The sequence below is a fragment of the Roseibium aggregatum genome, assembly GCF_014692675.1.
GTDB lineage: Bacteria > Pseudomonadota > Alphaproteobacteria > Rhizobiales > Stappiaceae > Roseibium > Roseibium aggregatum_C.
The window spans coordinates 1-18,346 of sequence record NZ_JABFCZ010000035.1; the positions used below are offsets into that span (position 1 = coordinate 1).

Annotated in this window: 18 protein-coding genes, 1 tRNA gene and 1 CRISPR repeat array; of the genes, 14 read left to right on the forward strand and 5 right to left on the reverse strand. The window is 59.3% G+C overall.

Annotated elements, in window-relative coordinates; genetic code table 11:
* Nucleotides 1-662: 662 nt before the first annotated feature.
* Both HK439_RS23905 and HK439_RS23910 read right to left on the reverse strand, forming a co-directional pair.
* Nucleotides 663-1,490: a hypothetical protein gene (locus HK439_RS23905; RefSeq protein ID WP_190294011.1), complete on the reverse strand. Its 828-nt coding sequence runs from the start codon at nt 1,488-1,490 to the stop codon at nt 663-665.
* A 162-nt stretch (nt 1,491-1,652) separates the two neighbouring features.
* The gene (locus tag HK439_RS23910; RefSeq protein ID WP_190294012.1) at nt 1,653-2,222 is read right to left on the reverse strand and encodes a hypothetical protein; all 570 of its coding nucleotides are present in this window, start codon (nt 2,220-2,222) and stop codon (nt 1,653-1,655) included.
* Nucleotides 2,223-2,627: 405 nt separating this feature from the next.
* Here HK439_RS23910 and HK439_RS23915 point away from each other — a divergent pair, with 405 nt between their 5' ends.
* From HK439_RS23915 to cas2, 4 genes are all read left to right on the forward strand, one after another.
* The gene (locus HK439_RS23915; RefSeq protein WP_190294013.1) at nt 2,628-2,957 is read left to right on the forward strand and encodes a hypothetical protein; all 330 of its coding nucleotides are present in this window, start codon (nt 2,628-2,630) and stop codon (nt 2,955-2,957) included.
* 641 nt (nt 2,958-3,598) lie between these two features.
* Nucleotides 3,599-6,874, forward strand: a complete 3,276-nt coding sequence (cas9, locus tag HK439_RS23920; protein WP_190294014.1) for a type II CRISPR RNA-guided endonuclease Cas9 — start codon at nt 3,599-3,601, stop codon at nt 6,872-6,874.
* 8 nt (nt 6,875-6,882) lie between these two features.
* Nucleotides 6,883-7,770, forward strand: a complete 888-nt coding sequence (cas1, locus tag HK439_RS23925) for a type II CRISPR-associated endonuclease Cas1 (RefSeq protein WP_328804234.1) — start codon at nt 6,883-6,885, stop codon at nt 7,768-7,770.
* A gap of 1 nt (nt 7,771) precedes the next feature.
* Nucleotides 7,772-8,116, forward strand: coding sequence for a CRISPR-associated endonuclease Cas2 (gene cas2, locus HK439_RS23930; RefSeq protein ID WP_235988089.1), 345 nt, complete (start codon nt 7,772-7,774; stop codon nt 8,114-8,116).
* 72 nt (nt 8,117-8,188) lie between these two features.
* A CRISPR array of direct repeats spans nt 8,189-9,414; the repeat unit is 36 nt; unit sequence AGCTTAGCCGCTTGGAGATCGTGGGCCAACCGCAAC.
* 181 nt (nt 9,415-9,595) lie between these two features.
* On the opposite strand, the gene HK439_RS23935 is transcribed toward cas2, so the two are convergent.
* Together HK439_RS23935 and HK439_RS23940 are read right to left on the reverse strand one after the other, a co-directional pair.
* The gene (locus HK439_RS23935) at nt 9,596-11,194 is read right to left on the reverse strand and encodes a tyrosine-type recombinase/integrase (protein WP_328804235.1); all 1,599 of its coding nucleotides are present in this window, start codon (nt 11,192-11,194) and stop codon (nt 9,596-9,598) included.
* Between the two features lie 90 nt (nt 11,195-11,284).
* Nucleotides 11,285-11,359, reverse strand: a tRNA-Thr gene (locus tag HK439_RS23940).
* 364 nt (nt 11,360-11,723) lie between these two features.
* Between HK439_RS23940 and HK439_RS23945 the strand changes: the two genes are divergently transcribed.
* The 10 genes from HK439_RS23945 (at nt 11,724) to yacG (ending at nt 17,848) form a co-directional block, all read left to right on the forward strand.
* Nucleotides 11,724-11,927, forward strand: a complete 204-nt coding sequence (locus HK439_RS23945) for a hypothetical protein (RefSeq protein ID WP_190294042.1) — start codon at nt 11,724-11,726, stop codon at nt 11,925-11,927.
* A gap of 224 nt (nt 11,928-12,151) precedes the next feature.
* Nucleotides 12,152-13,441, forward strand: a complete 1,290-nt coding sequence (murA, locus tag HK439_RS23950; RefSeq protein ID WP_190294017.1) for a UDP-N-acetylglucosamine 1-carboxyvinyltransferase — start codon at nt 12,152-12,154, stop codon at nt 13,439-13,441.
* A 26-nt stretch (nt 13,442-13,467) separates the two neighbouring features.
* The gene (locus HK439_RS23955; RefSeq protein ID WP_190294018.1) at nt 13,468-13,680 is read left to right on the forward strand and encodes a hypothetical protein; all 213 of its coding nucleotides are present in this window, start codon (nt 13,468-13,470) and stop codon (nt 13,678-13,680) included.
* Between the two features lie 128 nt (nt 13,681-13,808).
* Nucleotides 13,809-14,246 carry a DUF2948 family protein gene (locus HK439_RS23960; RefSeq protein ID WP_190294019.1) on the forward strand — a complete coding sequence of 146 codons (438 nt, stop codon included), beginning with the start codon at nt 13,809-13,811 and terminating at the stop codon, nt 14,244-14,246.
* 54 nt (nt 14,247-14,300) lie between these two features.
* Entirely contained in the window at nt 14,301-15,596 is a 1,296-nt protein-coding gene (gene hisD, locus HK439_RS23965; RefSeq protein ID WP_190294020.1) for a histidinol dehydrogenase, read from the forward strand.
* Nucleotides 15,597-15,627: 31 nt separating this feature from the next.
* Nucleotides 15,628-16,128, forward strand: coding sequence for a UPF0262 family protein (locus HK439_RS23970; RefSeq protein ID WP_190294021.1), 501 nt, complete (start codon nt 15,628-15,630; stop codon nt 16,126-16,128).
* A gap of 4 nt (nt 16,129-16,132) precedes the next feature.
* On the forward strand, nt 16,133-16,585 hold the full coding sequence (locus tag HK439_RS23975; protein WP_190294022.1) for a low molecular weight phosphatase family protein: 453 nt from the start codon (nt 16,133-16,135) through the stop codon (nt 16,583-16,585).
* A gap of 137 nt (nt 16,586-16,722) precedes the next feature.
* Nucleotides 16,723-16,941, forward strand: coding sequence for a translation initiation factor IF-1 (gene infA / locus HK439_RS23980; RefSeq protein WP_006939340.1), 219 nt, complete (start codon nt 16,723-16,725; stop codon nt 16,939-16,941).
* 43 nt (nt 16,942-16,984) lie between these two features.
* On the forward strand, nt 16,985-17,614 hold the full coding sequence (locus HK439_RS23985) for a Maf family nucleotide pyrophosphatase (protein ID WP_190294023.1): 630 nt from the start codon (nt 16,985-16,987) through the stop codon (nt 17,612-17,614).
* A 45-nt stretch (nt 17,615-17,659) separates the two neighbouring features.
* Nucleotides 17,660-17,848 (forward strand): DNA gyrase inhibitor YacG, encoded by a 189-nt coding sequence (gene yacG / locus HK439_RS23990; protein WP_190294024.1) that lies wholly within the window; start codon nt 17,660-17,662, stop codon nt 17,846-17,848.
* 2 nt (nt 17,849-17,850) lie between these two features.
* On the opposite strand, the gene HK439_RS23995 is transcribed toward yacG, so the two are convergent.
* Complete coding sequence (locus tag HK439_RS23995) at nt 17,851-18,216, reverse strand: hypothetical protein (RefSeq protein WP_190294025.1); 366 nt, start codon at nt 18,214-18,216, stop codon at nt 17,851-17,853.
* Nucleotides 18,217-18,346: the final 130 nt, after the last annotated feature.

Below are 18,346 nucleotides of genomic sequence, written 5' to 3' on the forward strand. Positions count from 1 at the left end.
AACCGCTTCAAGAACATGGAAACTTCTATCATCAGTCATAGGCGCAGACATAGAAACTGACACCGTAAGCTCCTCCGCTCCTTCAGTGTCACAACCTCTCGCCCATAACCTCATGCCGCGCTAGATGGGGTCGGCTTCGCGCTTACCGTGAAACTGATCGTCTGTTACTCCTTTTCCGGATGATAGTCAGATCCCGGGAGGAGCGACCGGTCCGGAGCCGAAGGCGACGGCCGGAGCGATCTCCCTGGTGTCTCTGTTTCATCACATCAAGCACCATTGGAGATGCCGGATGTGATTGACAGAAATCGCTCTTGTCTTCTTTCTTTCTTCCGGAACGATGTTTGATATCCCGGAGAGCTGAGGACCGTCGCGAAGCGACGGCCGCAGGCTCTCGGCGTGCCAAAGGCACGCCCCCTTGATAATCGTTATGATGTCTATGTCTTATTAGTGTCTAATGGCTTTCGCTTAGTCGAGAAACCGCGGAAATCTGCGCTGGCTAGCCATTTCAACTGTGTTCTCTACCATGTTCCGACCGTGTCCGGCGCTATGTTTCAACTGTGGACGCTTAACTTGTCCGGTCCAGGCTTCAAGCGACCGGATTACGCTCGCTGCCATATGCTTCCGGCGCCAACGAAGTTTTTCGACTGTGGCTTTCACTGTGGTTAGCGAGGAGCTCCGAGATACTTGCAGGCCTGATTGTAGTCTCGCTTCAACGAGTCGTTGCGTGGCAACTCCTGATGACCGAAGAGCAAAGACGAGGCTACCTTGAGCAATGGCCCGGATATTTTGGCGTTCAGGGCTATCAGAACCTTGCCTGCAGCATAGCGGTCAGCCCAGGCTGCATGGTTTGCGTTGTTGCTTGTCTTCGATGAGTTGAGCTGCGTGACAGTTCCCGGAATACCCTTGGTGATGCGTTCGAAGACCTTCTTGTCATTATCCGTCCGAAGCATCTGCGCTCCAAAGCGGCAGAAGCCTGGGCCCGCGTGTTCAAGGAGCCCCAGGGCATCAAGCTTGTCCTCCCTCGAACCACCGTATCGGGAGAATCTGAAGGCAGCATTGAAGTCGAAGCTTGTTCCAGCGAGTGCGTTCCAACCATCTTCGTGACTGCATGTGCGGTGACCACAGCACCAGAAGAAATGCAGATCGATTAACTGACGATCATTGAGAAAGTCAGATACCAGGCCGCTTATCTCGTTCCCGCGCGGAACGGTTGGCTGTGGGCGTAACATTGGCGCGACTGCGCCGATTTCGCCGGCAGCGTATTTCTCGTTCAGAAGGACATTGAGGGCGAGATGACGCCTGCGGAGTCCGTCCGAATATGTGGCTCCCAATCCCTTGTTTTTGTTCAGCTCGTCCTTGATGAAATCCAGGGCTTCCAGCAGCCGGGCGATTGAGCGTTTGCGTAGTTTGCCGAGCGCGCTTTCATTCCAGGCGTGCTCAAAATCAGGCTGCTGGATGTTTTCCTGATGCTCGATTTCGGGGGGTGTCATTTCCGGCTCTTCAAGCACTGCGTTTCGGTCCTCCGTCGCCTTCGTGTGTTTTCCTGGAGAGGGCACTGGGAAGCCATCTCACCGAGTTCATGCTGTGGTTATAGCGGCCGAGGCAGCGGCCTTACCGACTTTTTTCAGAAAAATTCGGCGCGGTAGAGCATTCTATGAAAATACGTGGCCTTGAGCTTTGAGCCATTCTTCAAGTTCTCTGATGAGATCGTCGTTCCGGATAGCGGTATCCCGGTAGATCGCGTAGGCAATTGACTGGTCGTAAGGGCTGAAACCCATTTCTTTCATCATGACGCCAGCCTTGATCTTGCGACTTGCCAGGACGGTTTCAATCGCCGTTTTCACATCTGCCAGCAGACGTCCATCGGGGTGGACAATGGAACCGGTCGCGCCCTTCGAAGCGGTCGTGACAGTGGACGGTCTGGCAGGAACCAAGGCCGGACTGGAGCCTGGCGCCGTCGTGCTAGCCACGCAGGTGACGGAATATTCCGAAGCTAGCCATTTGAGGAATTCGTCTCGCTCGGCCGCGGTCGCTTTCTTCCAATGCTGCTTCAGCCCGTTGATCGCTTTCGGCCGTGGCTTGAGGCCGGTTTGGTGTGCCGCTTCCCAGAGTGTCAACTTGCCGGCTGCCACATCCCTTGCGAGTGCCGGATGTTCTGCCTCCAGCCGTCGCTCATAGTAGGTCTTATTGCGCTTGATGCTCATGGCTGCCTTGTAGAGCATTCTACAAATTGCGTCCATCGAAAAATAGAAGATTCTACGCGCTGGCTTCTATCATTAAAGAAGCCGACCAATCATCAATTGCGTTGTGGCCAGGCACGATTGAGATCTTCCGGCATGAACAAAGGGGGCTTACCGGCGAATGGAAGCTGAATCGACAAGAAGCCCACCCAGGGCGCTGGATGGGCTTCTCACTGCCAGCCTGGCTGGTCATAGGCAAGCAGTTAGGCGCAGCATTCTCAAATTAGGAGTGTGATGCTGATCTGGTGAATATTACATGTGAGAATGAAGTCTTCAAGATTATTTTTGAGTCATAGATAAGTAAATATTGACTTATTACATGAAAATATTAGACTCAGAGAATAAAATCGCATCAATTAAATTTTCATTATTGCGATGAAGGAGGTGATGGAATGGGTTGATTTGAGCTTCAAAGTAGAGCGTGAATATAGGAAAGAAATTCGTCAATTGGCGGCAAGCCTTGATGTTACGCAGGTTGACGTAATAAAAGAAGCCATTGGCCTGTTAGCGAATGCCAATGTGCCGATGAAGATGTATCCGAACCTGAACCAGGAGGCTATGGAGAGCGCCGAGAAGCGCCGCAAAGCTGATGATCGAGGCCTATGCGCATCCGAGCTCAAGGTCGAAAGCCTGCCGCGAGATGATGATCCCGATCCGATGGAGCGCGAGCCCGGAAAACGGGGAAAGAAGAAGCGCAACCGGAAGAAAAAGAGCTAACCTCCCTCCGGAAGACATAATCGGCTAGGTTGCCAGACATGGAGACTTGATCTAGTCTCTATCGCGGAGTGGCCGGCCAGGGTTGCAGCCCTGACTGATCGTTTTGTTACGTGATGACGAAGACCCGGAGAGTGATTGACCAGCTGCTCCGGGTCTTTTCGCTTTCAAGTCCGTGGTTTTTACGGTTTGCAGCATAGTCGGATCAGGTAATCTCTCTTCAATTCAGTGTTGCTATATGCTTCCTGAACGCGACATTCATATTATGAAAAGCAAGTGATCTTTGCATTTCGTTGTTGATGCCATCGACTGAAGGAGCAGAAAAACCTCATAAATCCGGCAGCCCCTCGATTTATTTCTTTGTCGTAGCAATAAAAAGCAAACGGCGGGCCGCAGCCCGCCGCGCTTCTCAATGAAGAGAATTTTGTGCACTCTAAGGTGCTTGTTAACGGGCGGCCCACGATCTCCAAGCGGCTAAGCTTTTGGCTGCCCAATTACGATCTTACACATTCAATTTGGCATGGCAAGTTGAAGCTGTTTCTTGTCCGTTTAAAGGTTAGGCGCCTTTCGTCAACTTGCGGAGGAATATTTTTATCTCGACAACTGAGTTTTGGGAATTGCAGACTACCCAATGGGAGGTAGTCATGAACGCGCAAGATCATTCAGCACCTTACACATTAGGCCTCGATCTCGGTACGAATTCCATCGGCTGGTGCGCAGTCAGATTGGATTCAACGGGCCGGCCCAGCGGAGTTCTGGATTCCGGCGTACGCATCCTGACACCGAATGATGAGGCCGGGCGCGATCCGCAATCAAAGAACTCGCTTGCCGCCAACCGTCGCGCCGCACGATCCATGCGCCGACGTCGCGACCGCTTCCAGCGCCGCCAGAAGACGCTGATGAAGGCCCTTGTGGCGGCCGGGCTGATGCCCGGAGATGAAGCCGCGCGCAAGGACCTGGAAAGGCTCGACCCTTACTGGCTTCGTGCCAGGGCATTGGAGAACCCTCTGGGACTGCATGAGATCGGCCGGGCGATCTTTCACCTCAACCAGCGCCGGGGCTTTTCTTCCAACCGGATTACCGATGCGGAAGATGCGGAAGGAAGTGCCATGAAACAAGGCATGGCCAATCTCCGCCAGGCGCTGCAGGTGGCCGATGCCCGGACATTGGGCGAATTCCTGGCTCGCCGTCATGCACGCGATAAACACGGCAACCGCGTCGACGGCATGGGGCGGAGGATTGGCAAAACCAATGCCAACAGCGGGGCAAAGCCGAATGCGGATGGTGTGCGCTTCCGGCCGACCGCGGACGGGGCCAAGGTGCTTTATGATCTCTATCCGACGCGTGATATGGTCGAGCATGAGCTTGAGGAAATCTGGAAGGCGCAAAGCCGACATCATTCGGAATTGACGGATGGGCTGCTCGGGAAACTCAAGCGGATCGTCATCGCCCAGAGACCCTTGAAAAAACCCCTGGTCGGTCGCTGCACATTCCGGCCCGAGGAAGAGCGTGCTCCGCGTGCATTGCCGCTGTTTCAGCGCTTCCGCATTCTCTCGGAAACATCCGCGCTGGAAGTGGAGCGGCCCGGGCGTCCGGCCCGCAAGTTGTCGATGCAGGAACGCGACAGTCTTGCCAGCCTGTTGATGACGCAGGCCTCCACGGTGAAATTCGACAAGATGCACCGGGCGTTGAAACTGCCGGACGATGCCACCTTCAACCTGGAGCGTGGCGGGCGCAAAGGTCTCGATCCGGACAAGACTTCGGCCGTTCTGGCGAAAGGTTCCATCTTCGGCAAGTCCTGGCGCGGCCTCTCCCGTGTGCGTCAAACGGAGATCGTCGAGAAGCTGCTGACTGAGGCAGACGAGGATAAGCTTGTCGAATGGCTGGAGGGAGATTGCGGACTGGAGGAAGGTGCCGCAGCAGCCGCGAGCAAGGCGCGCCTGCCTCAGGGGCATGGCCATATCGGCCGGTCCATGCTGTCCGATCTGATCGATGTCATGGAGACCGAGAGCGAGGAGGCGACCGATCCGGAAACGGGCGAGATCTATCCGAGGCCGCTTACCTATGACGAGGCGGTCGGGCGTTTGGGGTTGCATCATTCGAGTTTTGAGTCCAACCGGCATGCGCGTCTGCCCTATTACGGTTCGGCGATGGCCCGTCATGTCATTTCCAATCCCGCTGCGCCCGAAGGCAGCCAGGAGCGTATCGGCCGGGTGCCGAACCCAACCGTTCATATCGCGCTCAACCAGATGCGTGCGGTCGTCAATGCGCTGATCGATGCCTACGGCATGCCCGCCGAAATCCACATCGAACTGGCGCGCGAGTTGAAGCAGAACCGCAAGCAGAAGGACGACGCAACGCGCCGGAATCGGGAAAATGAATCGGCGAACGAGCGGCGGCGGGACGAACTCGCCAAACTCAATCTCGCCGACACCCATGGCAATCGCCTGCTTCTGCGCCTTTACGAGGAATTGCCGGCGGACGAGCGTGTATGCGTCTATTCGGGCACGCCGATTTCCCGGGAAATGCTGTTTTCAGGAGCTGTCGACATCGACCATATCCTTCCGCGCTCGAAGACTCTGGACGACGGCTTCGCCAACAAGGTGCTGTGCACGCGCGACATGAACCGGTTTAAGGGCAACCGCCCGCCCGCGGAGGTCTGGTCTGGGGAAGAACTGCAGGAGATCGCCGAGCGCGCTCGGCGGCTTTTCCGGAACAAGGCCTGGCGGTTTGCGCCGGATGCGATGGAGAAATTCGCCCTCGGCAACGACTTTATCGCGCGCCATCTGACCGACAGCCAGCACATGGCCCGGCTCGCCAAGGACTACCTCGGCCATTTGTATGGCGACGACCGCAATCGCCGTGTCTTCGCCACTCCTGGCCGGCTGACCGCCATGCTGCGCGGCATGTGGGGGCTGAACGGGCTGATGAGCGATCACAATCGGGCGGAGGAGGGCGAGCCGGTCAAGAGCCGCGATGACCACCGACATCATGCCATCGATGCCTTCGTCATTGCCTGCACCGACCGCGGTTTGCTGCAAAGGGTGGCCACTGCTGCAGGGCGCGCCGAGACCCGGGAACTCGACCGCTGGTCGGTAAAGGGAGAGTTTCCGGAGCCATTCGACGGATATCGTGACGCCCTGCGTGCTCGGCTGGAGACCCTGGTTATCTCCCATAAGCCCGATCATGGACTATCCTCCGGTGCAAAGGGTAGTGCGCATGTCACGTCGGGCCAGTTGCATGAAGAAACCGCATACGGTGCGGTAAACGAGACAATCGGCGGCAAGGCTTTCAATCTGGTGACCCGAAAGCCGATTGCCGCTCTCAGCGAAAAGGAAATCGGTCAGGTGCGCGATGCGCGGTTGCGCGAAGCCCTGGAGGAAGTCGCCTATGAGGCGAAACGAGGTGAGGTGAAGCTGGCGGACGCGCTGGAAACATATGGCAAGGCGAATGGCATCGGTCGTGTACGTATCCTCAAGACCGAAAAATATACGACCACGGTTCGACACGGCAACGGCCGTTATAACAAGACTTACGTGCCTGGCTCCAATCATCGTATCGAAATCTACGCGACGCCGGATGGCAGGTGGCATGGCGAAGGCGTCTCGGTATTCGACGCCAACCAGCAGGATCACACCCCCGCCTGGCGCAAGGAGACGCCCGATGCGCGCCTGGTGATGCGATTGCACAAGGGCGATATGTTTGAAGCTGATCTCGGCGATGGACCTCAGTATTACGTGGTGCGTAAGCTGTCGCCGGCGAACAGTCGCATTGAATTCGTGCCGCACCGCTATGCCGGCAAGGCGGAGGTAAGTGCCTATATCCGTGCCGCCTATTCGAAACTGCAGAAGGCCGGCGCCCGCCCTGTTCGTGTTGATCCGATCGGGCGTGTCACACCTGTTGGAGGACCGGTTTCATGATCGGGCGTGTGGTCGAGATCGCCGAGGATGGGCGTCATCTCGCCCGCCTCCGCGGTTTTCTGACCGTTAACGCCGGTGGAACGGAAATCGGACGAATTCCGCTCGACGATATCGCCGCCGTCATCGCCTCCGCGCACGGCATCACCTATTCCAACAATCTGCTGGTGGCGCTTGCCGAGCGCGGTACGCCACTGGTCGTCTGCGGTTCCAACCACCGGCCCGCTGCATTTTTGTGGGCGGCGGACAGTCATCACGAACAATCCGGGCGGATGGCCGACCAGGCGGCGGCGTCCCTGCCGTTGAAAAAACGGCTGTGGGCGCAGCTGGTGGTTGCCAAGATCGAAGGCCAGAAGGCGACACTCGAAGCCGTTGGCGCGGTCCACGAAGGATTTGCGTTGTTGGCGCGTAAAGTCAGATCGGGAGACCCCGACAATGTGGAGGCGCAGGCGGCGCGCCGCTATTGGCCGCTTCTGTTCGGCAAGGATTTCAGGCGGGACCGGGCTGCCGGCGAAACGAATGCCATGCTCAACTATTGTTACACTGTGCTGCGGGCCGGTACAGCCCGGGCAATCATGGCCGCCGGCTTGCATCCCAGCCTGGGTCTTGCGCACCGCCAGCGCGGCAATGCATTCGCCCTGGCGGACGATTTCATGGAGCCTTTCCGTCCGATCGCCGATCTTTTGGTCCATGAACTGGTTGGGGACGGTGAAAGCGAACTGAACGGCGATACCAAGTCCCGGCTTGCGCGTATTCTCATCACCGACATGAGTACGGCGGAAGGAACCAGTCCGGTCGGCCTCTGCCTGGAGCGTTTAGCACTGTCGGCGGCGCGTTGTTTTGCCGGGGAGGCGCAAAAGCTGGACCTGCCGCGACGGACACTGCCTCTGGAGGCGTGACATGGGCACGCAGCTCCCGGCACTCAGCGGATATCGGATGATGTGGCTTTACGTGATGTTCGATCTTCCAGTGGTGACAAAGGCCGAACGCAAGTCCGCCTCGAAATTCCGTTTGTTCCTGCTTGATGAAGGTTTTGAGATGGCTCAGTTTTCGGTCTATCTTCGCTTTGCGGAAAGCAAGGAAGCCGCCGAGGTTTATATCGGCAAGGTGCGGGCCGCGTTACCGGGCAAGGGCAAAGTGCACATCGTCACAATCACCGACCGGCAATACGGAAATGCACAAATCTTCACGGGACGAAAACATGAACACAAGCCGAAAAATCCGGACCAACTTGTTCTTTTCTAATTCTGCGACGGCTGTTTTCACTGAGTTCCAGAAAAAAAAGCCCCGGAAAATCCGGGGCTTGGCAGAATATCGAGCTTAGCCGCTTGGAGATCGTGGGCCAACCGCAACTGTAAAAGAGGAGATGGACTAACCACCCATAGCTTAGCCGCTTGGAGATCGTGGGCCAACCGCAACAAGTCAATGTGTAGGTCGATGTCGTCTGCCAGCTTAGCCGCTTGGAGATCGTGGGCCAACCGCAACAAGTCGGGGTCGTGATCGCATTTTGAAAACAGCTTAGCCGCTTGGAGATCGTGGGCCAACCGCAACCAGGGCTTTGAACGCCGGAATTCGCCCCAAAAGCTTAGCCGCTTGGAGATCGTGGGCCAACCGCAACGACAGCTCTTGGTGCGGCATTGCAACAGCTAGCTTAGCCGCTTGGAGATCGTGGGCCAACCGCAACGCCAGGATGCCTTGGGCAATGACAGTGCCGAGCTTAGCCGCTTGGAGATCGTGGGCCAACCGCAACTCTTTGCATAGGATGGAAGTCTTTCTCTTTAGCTTAGCCGCTTGGAGATCGTGGGCCAACCGCAACAGGTCATGGTCATGCCCTGATCGTGTCTGAAGCTTAGCCGCTTGGAGATCGTGGGCCAACCGCAACCTCGTCGATATGGATTCGTATTGGGAAAAGAGCTTAGCCGCTTGGAGATCGTGGGCCAACCGCAACCGGGAAGCCGCGGACACGCATCCTGATTTGAGCTTAGCCGCTTGGAGATCGTGGGCCAACCGCAACGGCGCGCGGTCGGACACTTCGCCTCGCCTAAGCTTAGCCGCTTGGAGATCGTGGGCCAACCGCAACAGGATCTTTCCATCGGCGATCAGATTGCCGAGCTTAGCCGCTTGGAGATCGTGGGCCAACCGCAACGCAGGCGTCACACTTCCAGAACGGCAGGTCAGCTTAGCCGCTTGGAGATCGTGGGCCAACCGCAACCGACAGCATCGTCGCTTGACCTGAGCGTCAAGCTTAGCCGCTTGGAGATCGTGGGCCAACCGCAACCATGCGCCGCGACATGCTCATCCAGATGGGAGCTTAGCCGCTTGGAGATCGTGGGCCAACCGCAACGGGCGCCGGCGCCGTACCTGTCGCGTGCGCAGCTTAGCCGCTTGGAGATCGTGGGCCAACCGCAACCAGGGCTCTGAACGCCTGTATTTCCGCCGAAAGCTTAGCCGCTTGGAGATCGTGGGCCAACCGCAACTCACGGTTAGTGTGTATCCGATCGTGTTCAAGCTTAGCCGCTTGGAGATCGTGGGCCAACCGCAACTCCTCCGGCTTCGATTCCATTTCAGGCTCGAGCTTAGCCGCTTGGAGATCGTGGGCAACTACAATGGTGCGAGGTTACCCATCGGTACAAAGGCAAGAGAAACCAGTTTGAGATCGTCGAAAACCTCGAAGCGGCCCTGGAGCAGTTCAGGAGCGTGACGGCGGAGCTGGAGAGCTAGGCTTTACGCAATCGAGACATCAGGCAGTTTGTCGATCTCGCGTTTCCTGACGGCGATTGTAACATCGCCGTAGTCGTCGCCGGCCGTTCGTCCGGCGTGGCCTTGGATGGCGTCTGCGATGCGATCTGACAACCCATGAATCCTCGCGTTCGTCTTGAACGCGTGTCGGAAACCGTGGAGCGGCGCGACTTCCGCCGGAACCAGGCCGGCACCCTTGATCCACTTGGCGACGCGGTTCGAGATTGTTTCTGCGGATTTGACCGGGTCCTGCTTGCCTTCCCGCTTTGGGTAGAACAGGGGGCCTTGCTCGGTATCCTCCACGAATTTGAGGAAGCCTTGATCGATCAGCTGACGATGCAGCGGCACGTCCCGATAATGGCCGGTCTTGGTCGTGCCGGCATCCGGCGTGATGCGCAGATAAGGGATGCCGTCTTTCTGCAGGATATCCTGTTTGCGAAGCTGCGTGATCTCTCCGATCCGTGCGCCGGTGAAGTGCGCCAGCCAAGGCGCCCAGCGCTTTGCGGCAGACAGCTGTATGCTCTCACGCGTCTCTTTCGGCCGTTGATAATTAAATGCGAACTGCAGAACTTTCGCGGCTTCGTCGGCATTGTAGCCTTTTTCTCGATTGAGCCGCTTTTTCGGCACCGTCACCGAAGCGGTTATCGCGATCGGGTCGATATATCCATGATTGCCAGCCCATTTCAGGGTGGATTTCACGGCGCTGAGATAGCGGCTGTTGATCGTCTTCGGCGCCAGGCCTTGCTCGAATTGAAGATGCGACAGCCATTTGCTGATTTTTCTGTTCGTGATCGCTGTAACGTTGTCGCTCCCCAGGAACTCGATCAGGCTCTCGATCGGACGCGTGTAGGCTTCCGTTGTTCGACCATCGCCATCGCTCCCTGTCTTGGCTTTCCTGCAAAGCTTGAACAAGGCGCGAATCGATGTCTCTTCGGGCTGTTTTTCGGAGGTCGTCTGCTCTTGAAACTGCTTTGTCGGGTTGGGCAAATGGTCCAGTGCCCATTGTGGATGAGTGATCTCCAACTTCGCCTCATCACGTTCACAAGTCCGATGCAGCGCTTCGAGTTCAGCATGGGCAATGAATCGAGCTAATCGACGCCAACTCGGACTGCCGGCTGGGAAATCATGAAAGCCGTGGGTGCGATATCGCTCAATTGCGTTTCCCAATAGATTGGATATCAGATCATTATTAGCCTTTGCGGATGCTATCTCTTTAATTTTATTGATGTGCTGGTCATCAATGAGCGAGTTCGAATATTCGGACGACAGATCGCGAAATTCTTCGTCCAGCTCCAGTTGCTCTCGATAATGCCGTGCAGCGATTTCCTCGATGGTGAGAGGGCAGAATGCGGGCGGTTGCCGTGCGGGGGAACCGGTCTGAAGGCGTTCTCGTGCATCGTCAATCTGCCGGTTGAAGCCGGCGATCACCTCGGGCAAGGCACGAAGGGCGACCTGGCGGTCGCCGCCCAGCGCCTTGATCAATTCACGTTTGCCGATAAGATCGCGCAGCTCCTTGGGAACGCCCATGCGAGCATGAAAGCGACCGCGTCTGTCTTCGTGTAGATGTCTGACCTTGCCTGCCATTTCGAACCGATTTTGTATGCGTCTTTGTAGACGCAGTTTGTATAAAACCGGTTATAATGCAAGAGCTTATAAGGATATCAAGTGGTTAGCTGGTGCTGCCGGAGAGATTTGAACTCTCGACCTCTCCCTTACCAAGGGAGTGCTCTACCCCTGAGCTACGGCAGCATCTGGCGGGAAGGCGTTAAGGGGCTGGGCCCCGGTCCCGCGGGTTTCTCGTGGGGTCCTGACAGGTCCGGCGGTGGGCCGGGTTTTTTTCAGGATTTTGAGAAACCGATGCTTGTTCCGGTGGGCGAGCGCCTGCCGGAATGCGAGGGCTTTTGCCACAGTTGGCGTGTGGGCGCAAGCGCTATCGGAACGTTTTTTTGCAAAGCCTGTCAAAGATCTTCGGCCGAAGTCCCGCTGCCCCTTGGCGGGCGCGGTCCGACAGGATAAATCGGGGAGTGAGACCGCCTTGCAAGAAGGCTCAAGCCTGTGGAAAGACGGGCCGGAGAGGCGGCGGACCATGTCAAAGGACGGGATCACTTCGGCGATGACTAGCGGCAAGGACAACGAGGCCCCAGTCGGCAAAGCACAAGGCGGCAAGGCAGCGGACAACGCCGGCTCTTCCGCAAAGAAGGCTGCATCGGCGAGCGGGTCAAAGACCCAGTCCCGCGAGGAGCGGCTTGCCGAAGCCCTTCGCGCCAATCTGCGGCGCCGGAAATCGGCGGCCAAGGGCCGGAAGGCGGAGGACTGACCGGACGGCCGTGCCGGCGCGGAATTCACCGCTCGTCCGGTTGGCTTATCCGTTAAAATGGCGCGATTTGCCGCTGGACGGGCAAAAAATGGGCCCCTTGCCGCCTTGCATGGGCCACATGTAGCGTATAGACGACGGCATCACTTTTGAGATTGGTCAAGGATAGTCCGGCGGATTTCGGGGAAGCTCTCAGGATCAGCACGCTTTATTGTCGGGGTGGGAAGATGGACAGCATCAAGGTAGTCGGGGGCCGGGAGCTCAAGGGTGTGATCCCGATTTCGGGGGCGAAGAATGCCGCCCTGCCGCTGATGATCGCCTCCCTTTTGACCGAAGACACGCTGACGCTGTCCAATGTGCCGCGCCTGCGCGACGTCGCCCAGCTGACCCAGATCCTGATGAATCACGGCGTCGACTATTCGGTCAACGGCAAGCGCTCCGGCCAGGACGATCTGGACGGCCAGACGGTTCACCTGACCGCCCGCGAGATCGTCGACACCACCGCGCCCTATGAACTCGTCTCCAAGATGCGCGCAAGCTTCTGGGTCATCGGCCCTCTGGTGGCGCGCATGCACGAGGCCCGCGTCTCGCTGCCCGGCGGCTGCGCCATCGGCACCCGCCCGGTCGACTTCTTCATCGAGGGGCTGGAAAAACTCGGCGCCGACATCGACATCGACGCCGGCTATGTGGTCGTCAAGGCCCCCGGCGGACTCGTCGGCGACCGGGTGGAGTTTCCGAAAGTTTCGGTCGGCGCGACCCACACCATCATGATGGCCGCGACCCTTGCCAAGGGCGAGACGGAAATCGTCAATGCCGCCTGCGAACCGGAAGTGGCCGATCTCGCAGCCTGCCTGACCGCCATGGGCGCGAAGATCGAAGGCGCCGGTACCCCGGTGATCCGCATCCAGGGCGTCGACCGCCTGCATGGTGCCCATCACGCGGTGGTGCCCGACCGGATCGAAACCGGAACCTATGCCATGGCGGTCGCCATGACCGGCGGCGAGGTGCTCTTGCGTGGTACCCGGGCGAATCTCCTGGATACTGCGCTCGACACCCTGCGCGAGGCCGGAACCGAGATCACCGAGGTTCCGGAAGGCCTCAAGGTCTATCGCAACGGCAACGGCATCCAGCCGGTCGATGTCACCACCGAACCGTTCCCTGGCTTCCCGACCGACCTGCAGGCCCAGTTCATGGCGCTGATGACCATGGCCGGCGGCCAGAGCCGGATCACCGAGACCATCTTCGAAAACCGCTTCATGCACGTCCAGGAACTGGCCCGCCTCGGCGCCCAGATCCACATCGACGGCAACACGGCAATCGTCGACGGCGTCTCCACCCTGCGCGGCGCACCGGTGATGGCGACCGACCTGCGGGCCTCCGTGTCCCTGGTCATCGCCGGCCTTGCGGCCGAAGGCGAAACCACCGTCAATCGCGTCTATCACCTGGACCGCGGTTTCGAACGGCTGGAAGACAAGCTCACCCGCTGCGGCGCGCAGATCGAGCGAATCTCCGGATAACTCCGGCCAGAACGCCGGAGGATGCCATGTCCGCAATGACCATACGGTTTCTGGTTCAGGCGGGCTTCGGCACCGTCGGCGTGCTCGTCATTGTCTTCGGCGGCTGGCCCTGGGGCGCGGGTGTCGGCACGGCTCTGATCATCTTCGGCCTCTGGCTGGGTGGCCGTATTTTCAGGCGCATCGCGACGCTGGACGAGATCAAGGCGGATCTGCGTCAGCGGGTCGACGAGGGGCCTTGAGAACTGCATACCGTTTGCCGGATTGCCAAATTGTCCATTCCCGTTTAGGTCAACGGCTAAGAAGACCGGTCTGCAGGGCAAGGCCGGCTCCCATCGGATGAGACGGACGCGGGTGTGATTTGACAGCCATGGATCAGCTGAAACTTGCAGCACTGGACGCGGAAGACCTTGAGGTTCTTTCCGCCCATCTTCAGGACGCGGTTCTGACCGTCGGCGACATCCGCTATCTGCCGAAGGAGCGCAAGGCGATCTTCGTGGTGAACCGGTTCGTCTGGGACAAGGCCGCCGACAGGCGCTCCGGTGCGCACGAGCGACGCCGCGCCGCATTGGCAGTGACCCAGGTGTCCTCCATGAAGTCCAGCCGGATCCGCCAGGATGCCAAGGGCGCCGTTCTGGAACTTCTGGCGGTGACCTTCGAGGAAGGCGATGCACCGGCGGGCCGGATCAAGCTGGAGTTTGCCGGCGGCGGGACGGTGCTTCTGGACGTCGACTGCATCGAGGCCCAGCTTGCCGACCTGGGGGCTGCCTGGTCGACGCCGAACAGGCCTGCTCACGATCTGGACTGAATGGAAATTTTAAAGGGCGCAGGCAATTGCGCCCGCCTGGAAGGAGCTTGACGGGTGGCGATACGTCTGTCGAACAAGGACGCCGATTTTGAAACCCGCTTCGCCGAATTGCTTGCCGGCAAGCGCGAGGCATCGGAGGATGTCGACCAGATCGTGCGCGACATTCTGGAGGATGTGCGCAAGCGCGGCGATGCGGCGGTCGTGGACTACACGAAGCGTTTCGACCGTCTGGAGGCTTCAAGCCTTGCCGAACTCAAGGTAACGGAAGCCGAAATCGAGGAAGCGCTCTCGCAAGTGCCCGAGGCGACGATCGAGGCGCTGAAGCTGGCGCGCGAGCGGATCCACTCCCATCACGCCCGCCAGATGCCGAAGGACGACCGCTATACCGACCCGATCGGCGTTGAACTCGGCTCAAGATGGACCGCGGTTGAGGCGGCCGGGATCTATGTGCCCGGCGGCACCGCGTCTTACCCCAGTTCCGTCCTGATGAATGCCGTGCCCGCGCTGGTTGCCGGCGTGGAGCGCATCGCCATGGTGGTGCCGAGCCCGGACGGCATCCTCAATCCCCAGGTTCTGGCGGCCGCAAAGATCGCCGGTGTCACCGAGATCTACAAGATCGGCGGAGCCCAGGCCGTAGCGGCCCTTGCCTATGGCACGGAGACGATCGCCCCGGTCAGCAAGATCGTCGGTCCGGGCAATGCCTTTGTCGCCGCCGCCAAGCGGCGGGTGTTCGGCACGGTCGGCATCGATATGATCGCCGGTCCCTCCGAGGTGCTGGTGGTGGCCGATGCCGAGAACGATCCGGACTGGCTTGCCGCCGATCTCCTGGCCCAGGCCGAACACGATGCGGTCGCCCAGTCGATCCTGATCACCGACAGCGAGGACCTGGCCGCGGGCGTGGAGCAGGCGGTGGAACGCCAGCTCGCCACCCTGCCGCGGGCCGAGGTCGCCGGCGCCAGCTGGCGCGATTTCGGCGCGGTGATCGTCGTCGACACGCTTGAAAACGCCATGCCCCTGGTCAACCGGATCGCGGCGGAACACCTGGAACTGGCCGTCGCCGATCCGGATGCCATGCTGGACAAGGTCCGCAATGCCGGTGCGGTCTTCCTCGGGCGCCATACGCCGGAAGCGATCGGCGATTATGTCGGCGGATCCAACCACGTTTTGCCGACCGCCCGCTCCGCGCGGTTTTCGTCTGGTCTATCGGTGCTTGACTTCGTCAAGCGCACGTCGATCCTGAAATGTGACGCGGACAGTCTCCGGGCGCTCGGCCCGGCGGCCATCACGTTGGGCGAGGCGGAAGGCCTGAGCGGCCATGCCCGCTCGGTTGCAATCAGGCTTAATCTTTAACAGGAACAGGCTGTAAAAGGACAGGCACCGCATGGACGAGGCGCACGGCGAGACTACCGAACCGGCCGGCAGCAGGCTCGTCGACGTCGTACTCGACGAGGCCTCGATCGCCCGTTCCACGCCGGACGTGGAGCACGACCGGGCCGTCGCCATCTACGACCTGATCGAGGAAAACAGCTTTCAGCCGGTCGGCCAGCCGCCGGCGAACTACGTGCTCCGCCTGTCAGTTGTCGAAAAGAAGCTCGTGCTCCAGATCAGCCGGGAGGACGGCACCGAGGTCGTCACCCATGTCCTGTCGCTGACGCCGCTGAGGAAGATCGTCAAGGACTACGACCTGATCTGCCAGAGCTACTACGAAGCGATCCGCCATTCGACGCCGAGCCAGATCGAGGCCATCGACATGGGCCGGCGCGGCGTGCACAACGAGGGCTCCACGATCCTGATGGAGCGGCTGGAGGGCAAGATCGAGGTCGACATGAAGACCGCCCGCCGTCTCTTCACCCTTGTCTACGCCCTGCACTGGAAAGGATGACGCGGTGACCGGGCCGGGCGGCCGTCCGACTGCGGTTCTTTATGCCTGCGGCATGAATGCCGTACGCTCGCCCATGGCCGCGGCGATCACCCGCCACCTGTTTCCCAACCAGATCTACGTGCGTTCCGCCGGTGTCCGGCAGGGCGAACTCGATCCCTTCGTCGACGCGGTGATGGCGGAAATCGGCATCGATACCAGCCGGCATCAGCCCAAGACCTTCGAGGAACTGGACGAGTCCGGTTTCGATCTGATTGTGACCCTGGCGCCGGAAGCGCACCACAAGGCGCTGGACATGACCCGCACGGAGGCCGTCGACGTGGAATACTGGCCGACCATGGACCCGACGCTTGCCACAGGCAGCCGGGAGCAGATCCTGGATGCTTACCGGACCGTGCGCGATCAGCTTCTTGCCCGCATCAAGAAGCGGCTTGAGTGGGCGCCGCCGCCCAGCGGATAAGGTGCAGGACGCCCTTGCAGACCCGATTGTCCCGATATCGCACATCTTTATGCGAAATGCGGCAGAAAGAACGGTTCACTTTCGCGGCGCTATCCGTTAGGTTCGCCGCTCATCAGAAAGCCTAATCAGGATACCCTATGGCCAAGGAAGAAGCTCTCGAGTTTCCGGGCGTGGTTACGGAACTGCTGCCCAACGCGACTTTTCGCGTGAAACTGGAAAATGACCACGAAATTATCGCCCACACTGCCGGGCGCATGCGCAAGAACCGTATCCGTGTTCTCGCAGGCGACAAGGTTCTGGTCGAAATGACCCCTTACGATCTGACCAAGGGGCGGATCACCTACCGCTTCAAGTAGGATTTAAAGGCGTTTGACGCCGGCAAGAAGGCAAAAGGTGGCCATGACAACGGTTCCCTCTCTGATCCTGGCATCCGCCTCGCCGCGCCGCCTTGCGCTGTTGCAGCAGATCGGAATCGAGCCGGATCATCTGATACCGGCCGACATCGAGGAAACGCCTCACAAGCTTGAAACGCCGCGCGCCCATGCCGTGCGCCTCGCCAGGGAAAAGGCCGCAGCCGTGCGCGCCGTGGCGGATGCCTCGGAGGACTTGTGTCCGGCGCTGGTTCTGGCCGCCGACACGGTGGTCGCGGTCGGGCGCCGCATCCTGCCGAAGACCGAAATCACCGACCAGGCCTATGCCTGCCTGTCCCTTCTGTCGGGACGCGGTCACCGGGTGTTCACGGCCATTGCCGTTGCCGGGGAGGGCGGCAAGGTCCGGTCCAGGCTGGTCGAGACCCGGGTCCGTTTCAAGAAGCTGTCCCGCCAGGACATCGACGATTACGTCGCCTCGGGCGAGTGGCGCGGCAAGGCCGGCGGCTATGCCATCCAGGGCTTTGCGGGCAGTTTCGTCGTCAAGCTGGTCGGCTCCTATACCGCTGTTGTCGGCCTGCCGCTGGTCGAATCATCCGGCCTGCTTGCATCCGCCGGTTATCCGATCCACAAGAGCTGGACGACCGCCGTCACCGCTTGAGCCGCAATGGCCGGTGTGGCTGACCTTCAAAAACGGAGAGGCGACATGGCAAAGTCTCCCAAAAACGCGGACCGCCGCATGCGGCCCTGCCCGATCTGCTCCAAGCTGTCGACGCCCGAGCACTATCCCTTCTGCTCGGACCGCTGCGCCAAGGTGGACCTGAACCGCTGGTTCTCGGAAGGCTACACCATTCCGGTCGTGGAAACGGACGACCTGGAAGACCGGGAAGACTGATCTCAAATCGTTGCGCCGTTTTCTTGCCTGGGAACAAGCGGGGATCTCTGCGTTGTCATCCCGGTTTGACGCGGCAGCGGCAAGACCGGGATCCGGTACTCCGTGCGGTCTGCGATTGGAAAAGATAACAAGTTCAGTGATTTACTGGATCCCTGCCTGCGCAGGGATGACAACGAGTTGTGTGGTAAGGCAGATGGGTTTATTCGCACGATTCTAAAGCCGGACGGCAGTGGTCGGTCTTTGCCGATGCTGTATTTATGTGGGTTTGACGCCCCCGCCTGGAACATTTGCCGGCTCAATTGATTAAAAAATATTCTTGCCGTGAAAAAATTTTCACTGCCATAATGGCGCGTGACGTTGTCGCCCATGCAACTTCGGTTCTTCGTCCCGGGCTTCAGGTTGTGCGCTAGGATTTTGTCGGGCGGGTTTTGATCGCCGTGCCGACGTGAATCCACCGCAAAACCGGGCCGGAGGGAAGGCGAATGCCTGGGTTGCCGG

Bases quoted from the DNA above. Each gene is read 5' to 3' on its own strand.
- HK439_RS23905 (WP_190294011.1), bottom strand. From the start codon at position 1,490: ATGACACCCCCCGAAATCGAGCATCAGGAAAACATCCAGCAGCCTGAT.
- HK439_RS23910 (WP_190294012.1), bottom strand. From the start codon at position 2,222: ATGCTCTACAAGGCAGCCATGAGCATCAAGCGCAATAAGACCTACTAT.
- HK439_RS23915 (WP_190294013.1), top strand. From the start codon at position 2,628: ATGGAATGGGTTGATTTGAGCTTCAAAGTAGAGCGTGAATATAGGAAA.
- cas9 (WP_190294014.1), top strand. From the start codon at position 3,599: ATGAACGCGCAAGATCATTCAGCACCTTACACATTAGGCCTCGATCTC.
- cas2 (WP_235988089.1), top strand. From the start codon at position 7,772: ATGGGCACGCAGCTCCCGGCACTCAGCGGATATCGGATGATGTGGCTT.
- HK439_RS23935 (WP_328804235.1), bottom strand. From the start codon at position 11,194: ATGGCAGGCAAGGTCAGACATCTACACGAAGACAGACGCGGTCGCTTT.
- HK439_RS23945 (WP_190294042.1), top strand. From the start codon at position 11,724: ATGACTAGCGGCAAGGACAACGAGGCCCCAGTCGGCAAAGCACAAGGC.
- murA (WP_190294017.1), top strand. From the start codon at position 12,152: ATGGACAGCATCAAGGTAGTCGGGGGCCGGGAGCTCAAGGGTGTGATC.
- HK439_RS23955 (WP_190294018.1), top strand. From the start codon at position 13,468: ATGTCCGCAATGACCATACGGTTTCTGGTTCAGGCGGGCTTCGGCACC.
- HK439_RS23960 (WP_190294019.1), top strand. From the start codon at position 13,809: ATGGATCAGCTGAAACTTGCAGCACTGGACGCGGAAGACCTTGAGGTT.
- HK439_RS23970 (WP_190294021.1), top strand. From the start codon at position 15,628: ATGGACGAGGCGCACGGCGAGACTACCGAACCGGCCGGCAGCAGGCTC.
- infA (WP_006939340.1), top strand. From the start codon at position 16,723: ATGGCCAAGGAAGAAGCTCTCGAGTTTCCGGGCGTGGTTACGGAACTG.
- HK439_RS23985 (WP_190294023.1), top strand. From the start codon at position 16,985: ATGACAACGGTTCCCTCTCTGATCCTGGCATCCGCCTCGCCGCGCCGC.
- yacG (WP_190294024.1), top strand. From the start codon at position 17,660: ATGGCAAAGTCTCCCAAAAACGCGGACCGCCGCATGCGGCCCTGCCCG.
- HK439_RS23995 (WP_190294025.1), bottom strand. From the start codon at position 18,216: ATGGGCGACAACGTCACGCGCCATTATGGCAGTGAAAATTTTTTCACG.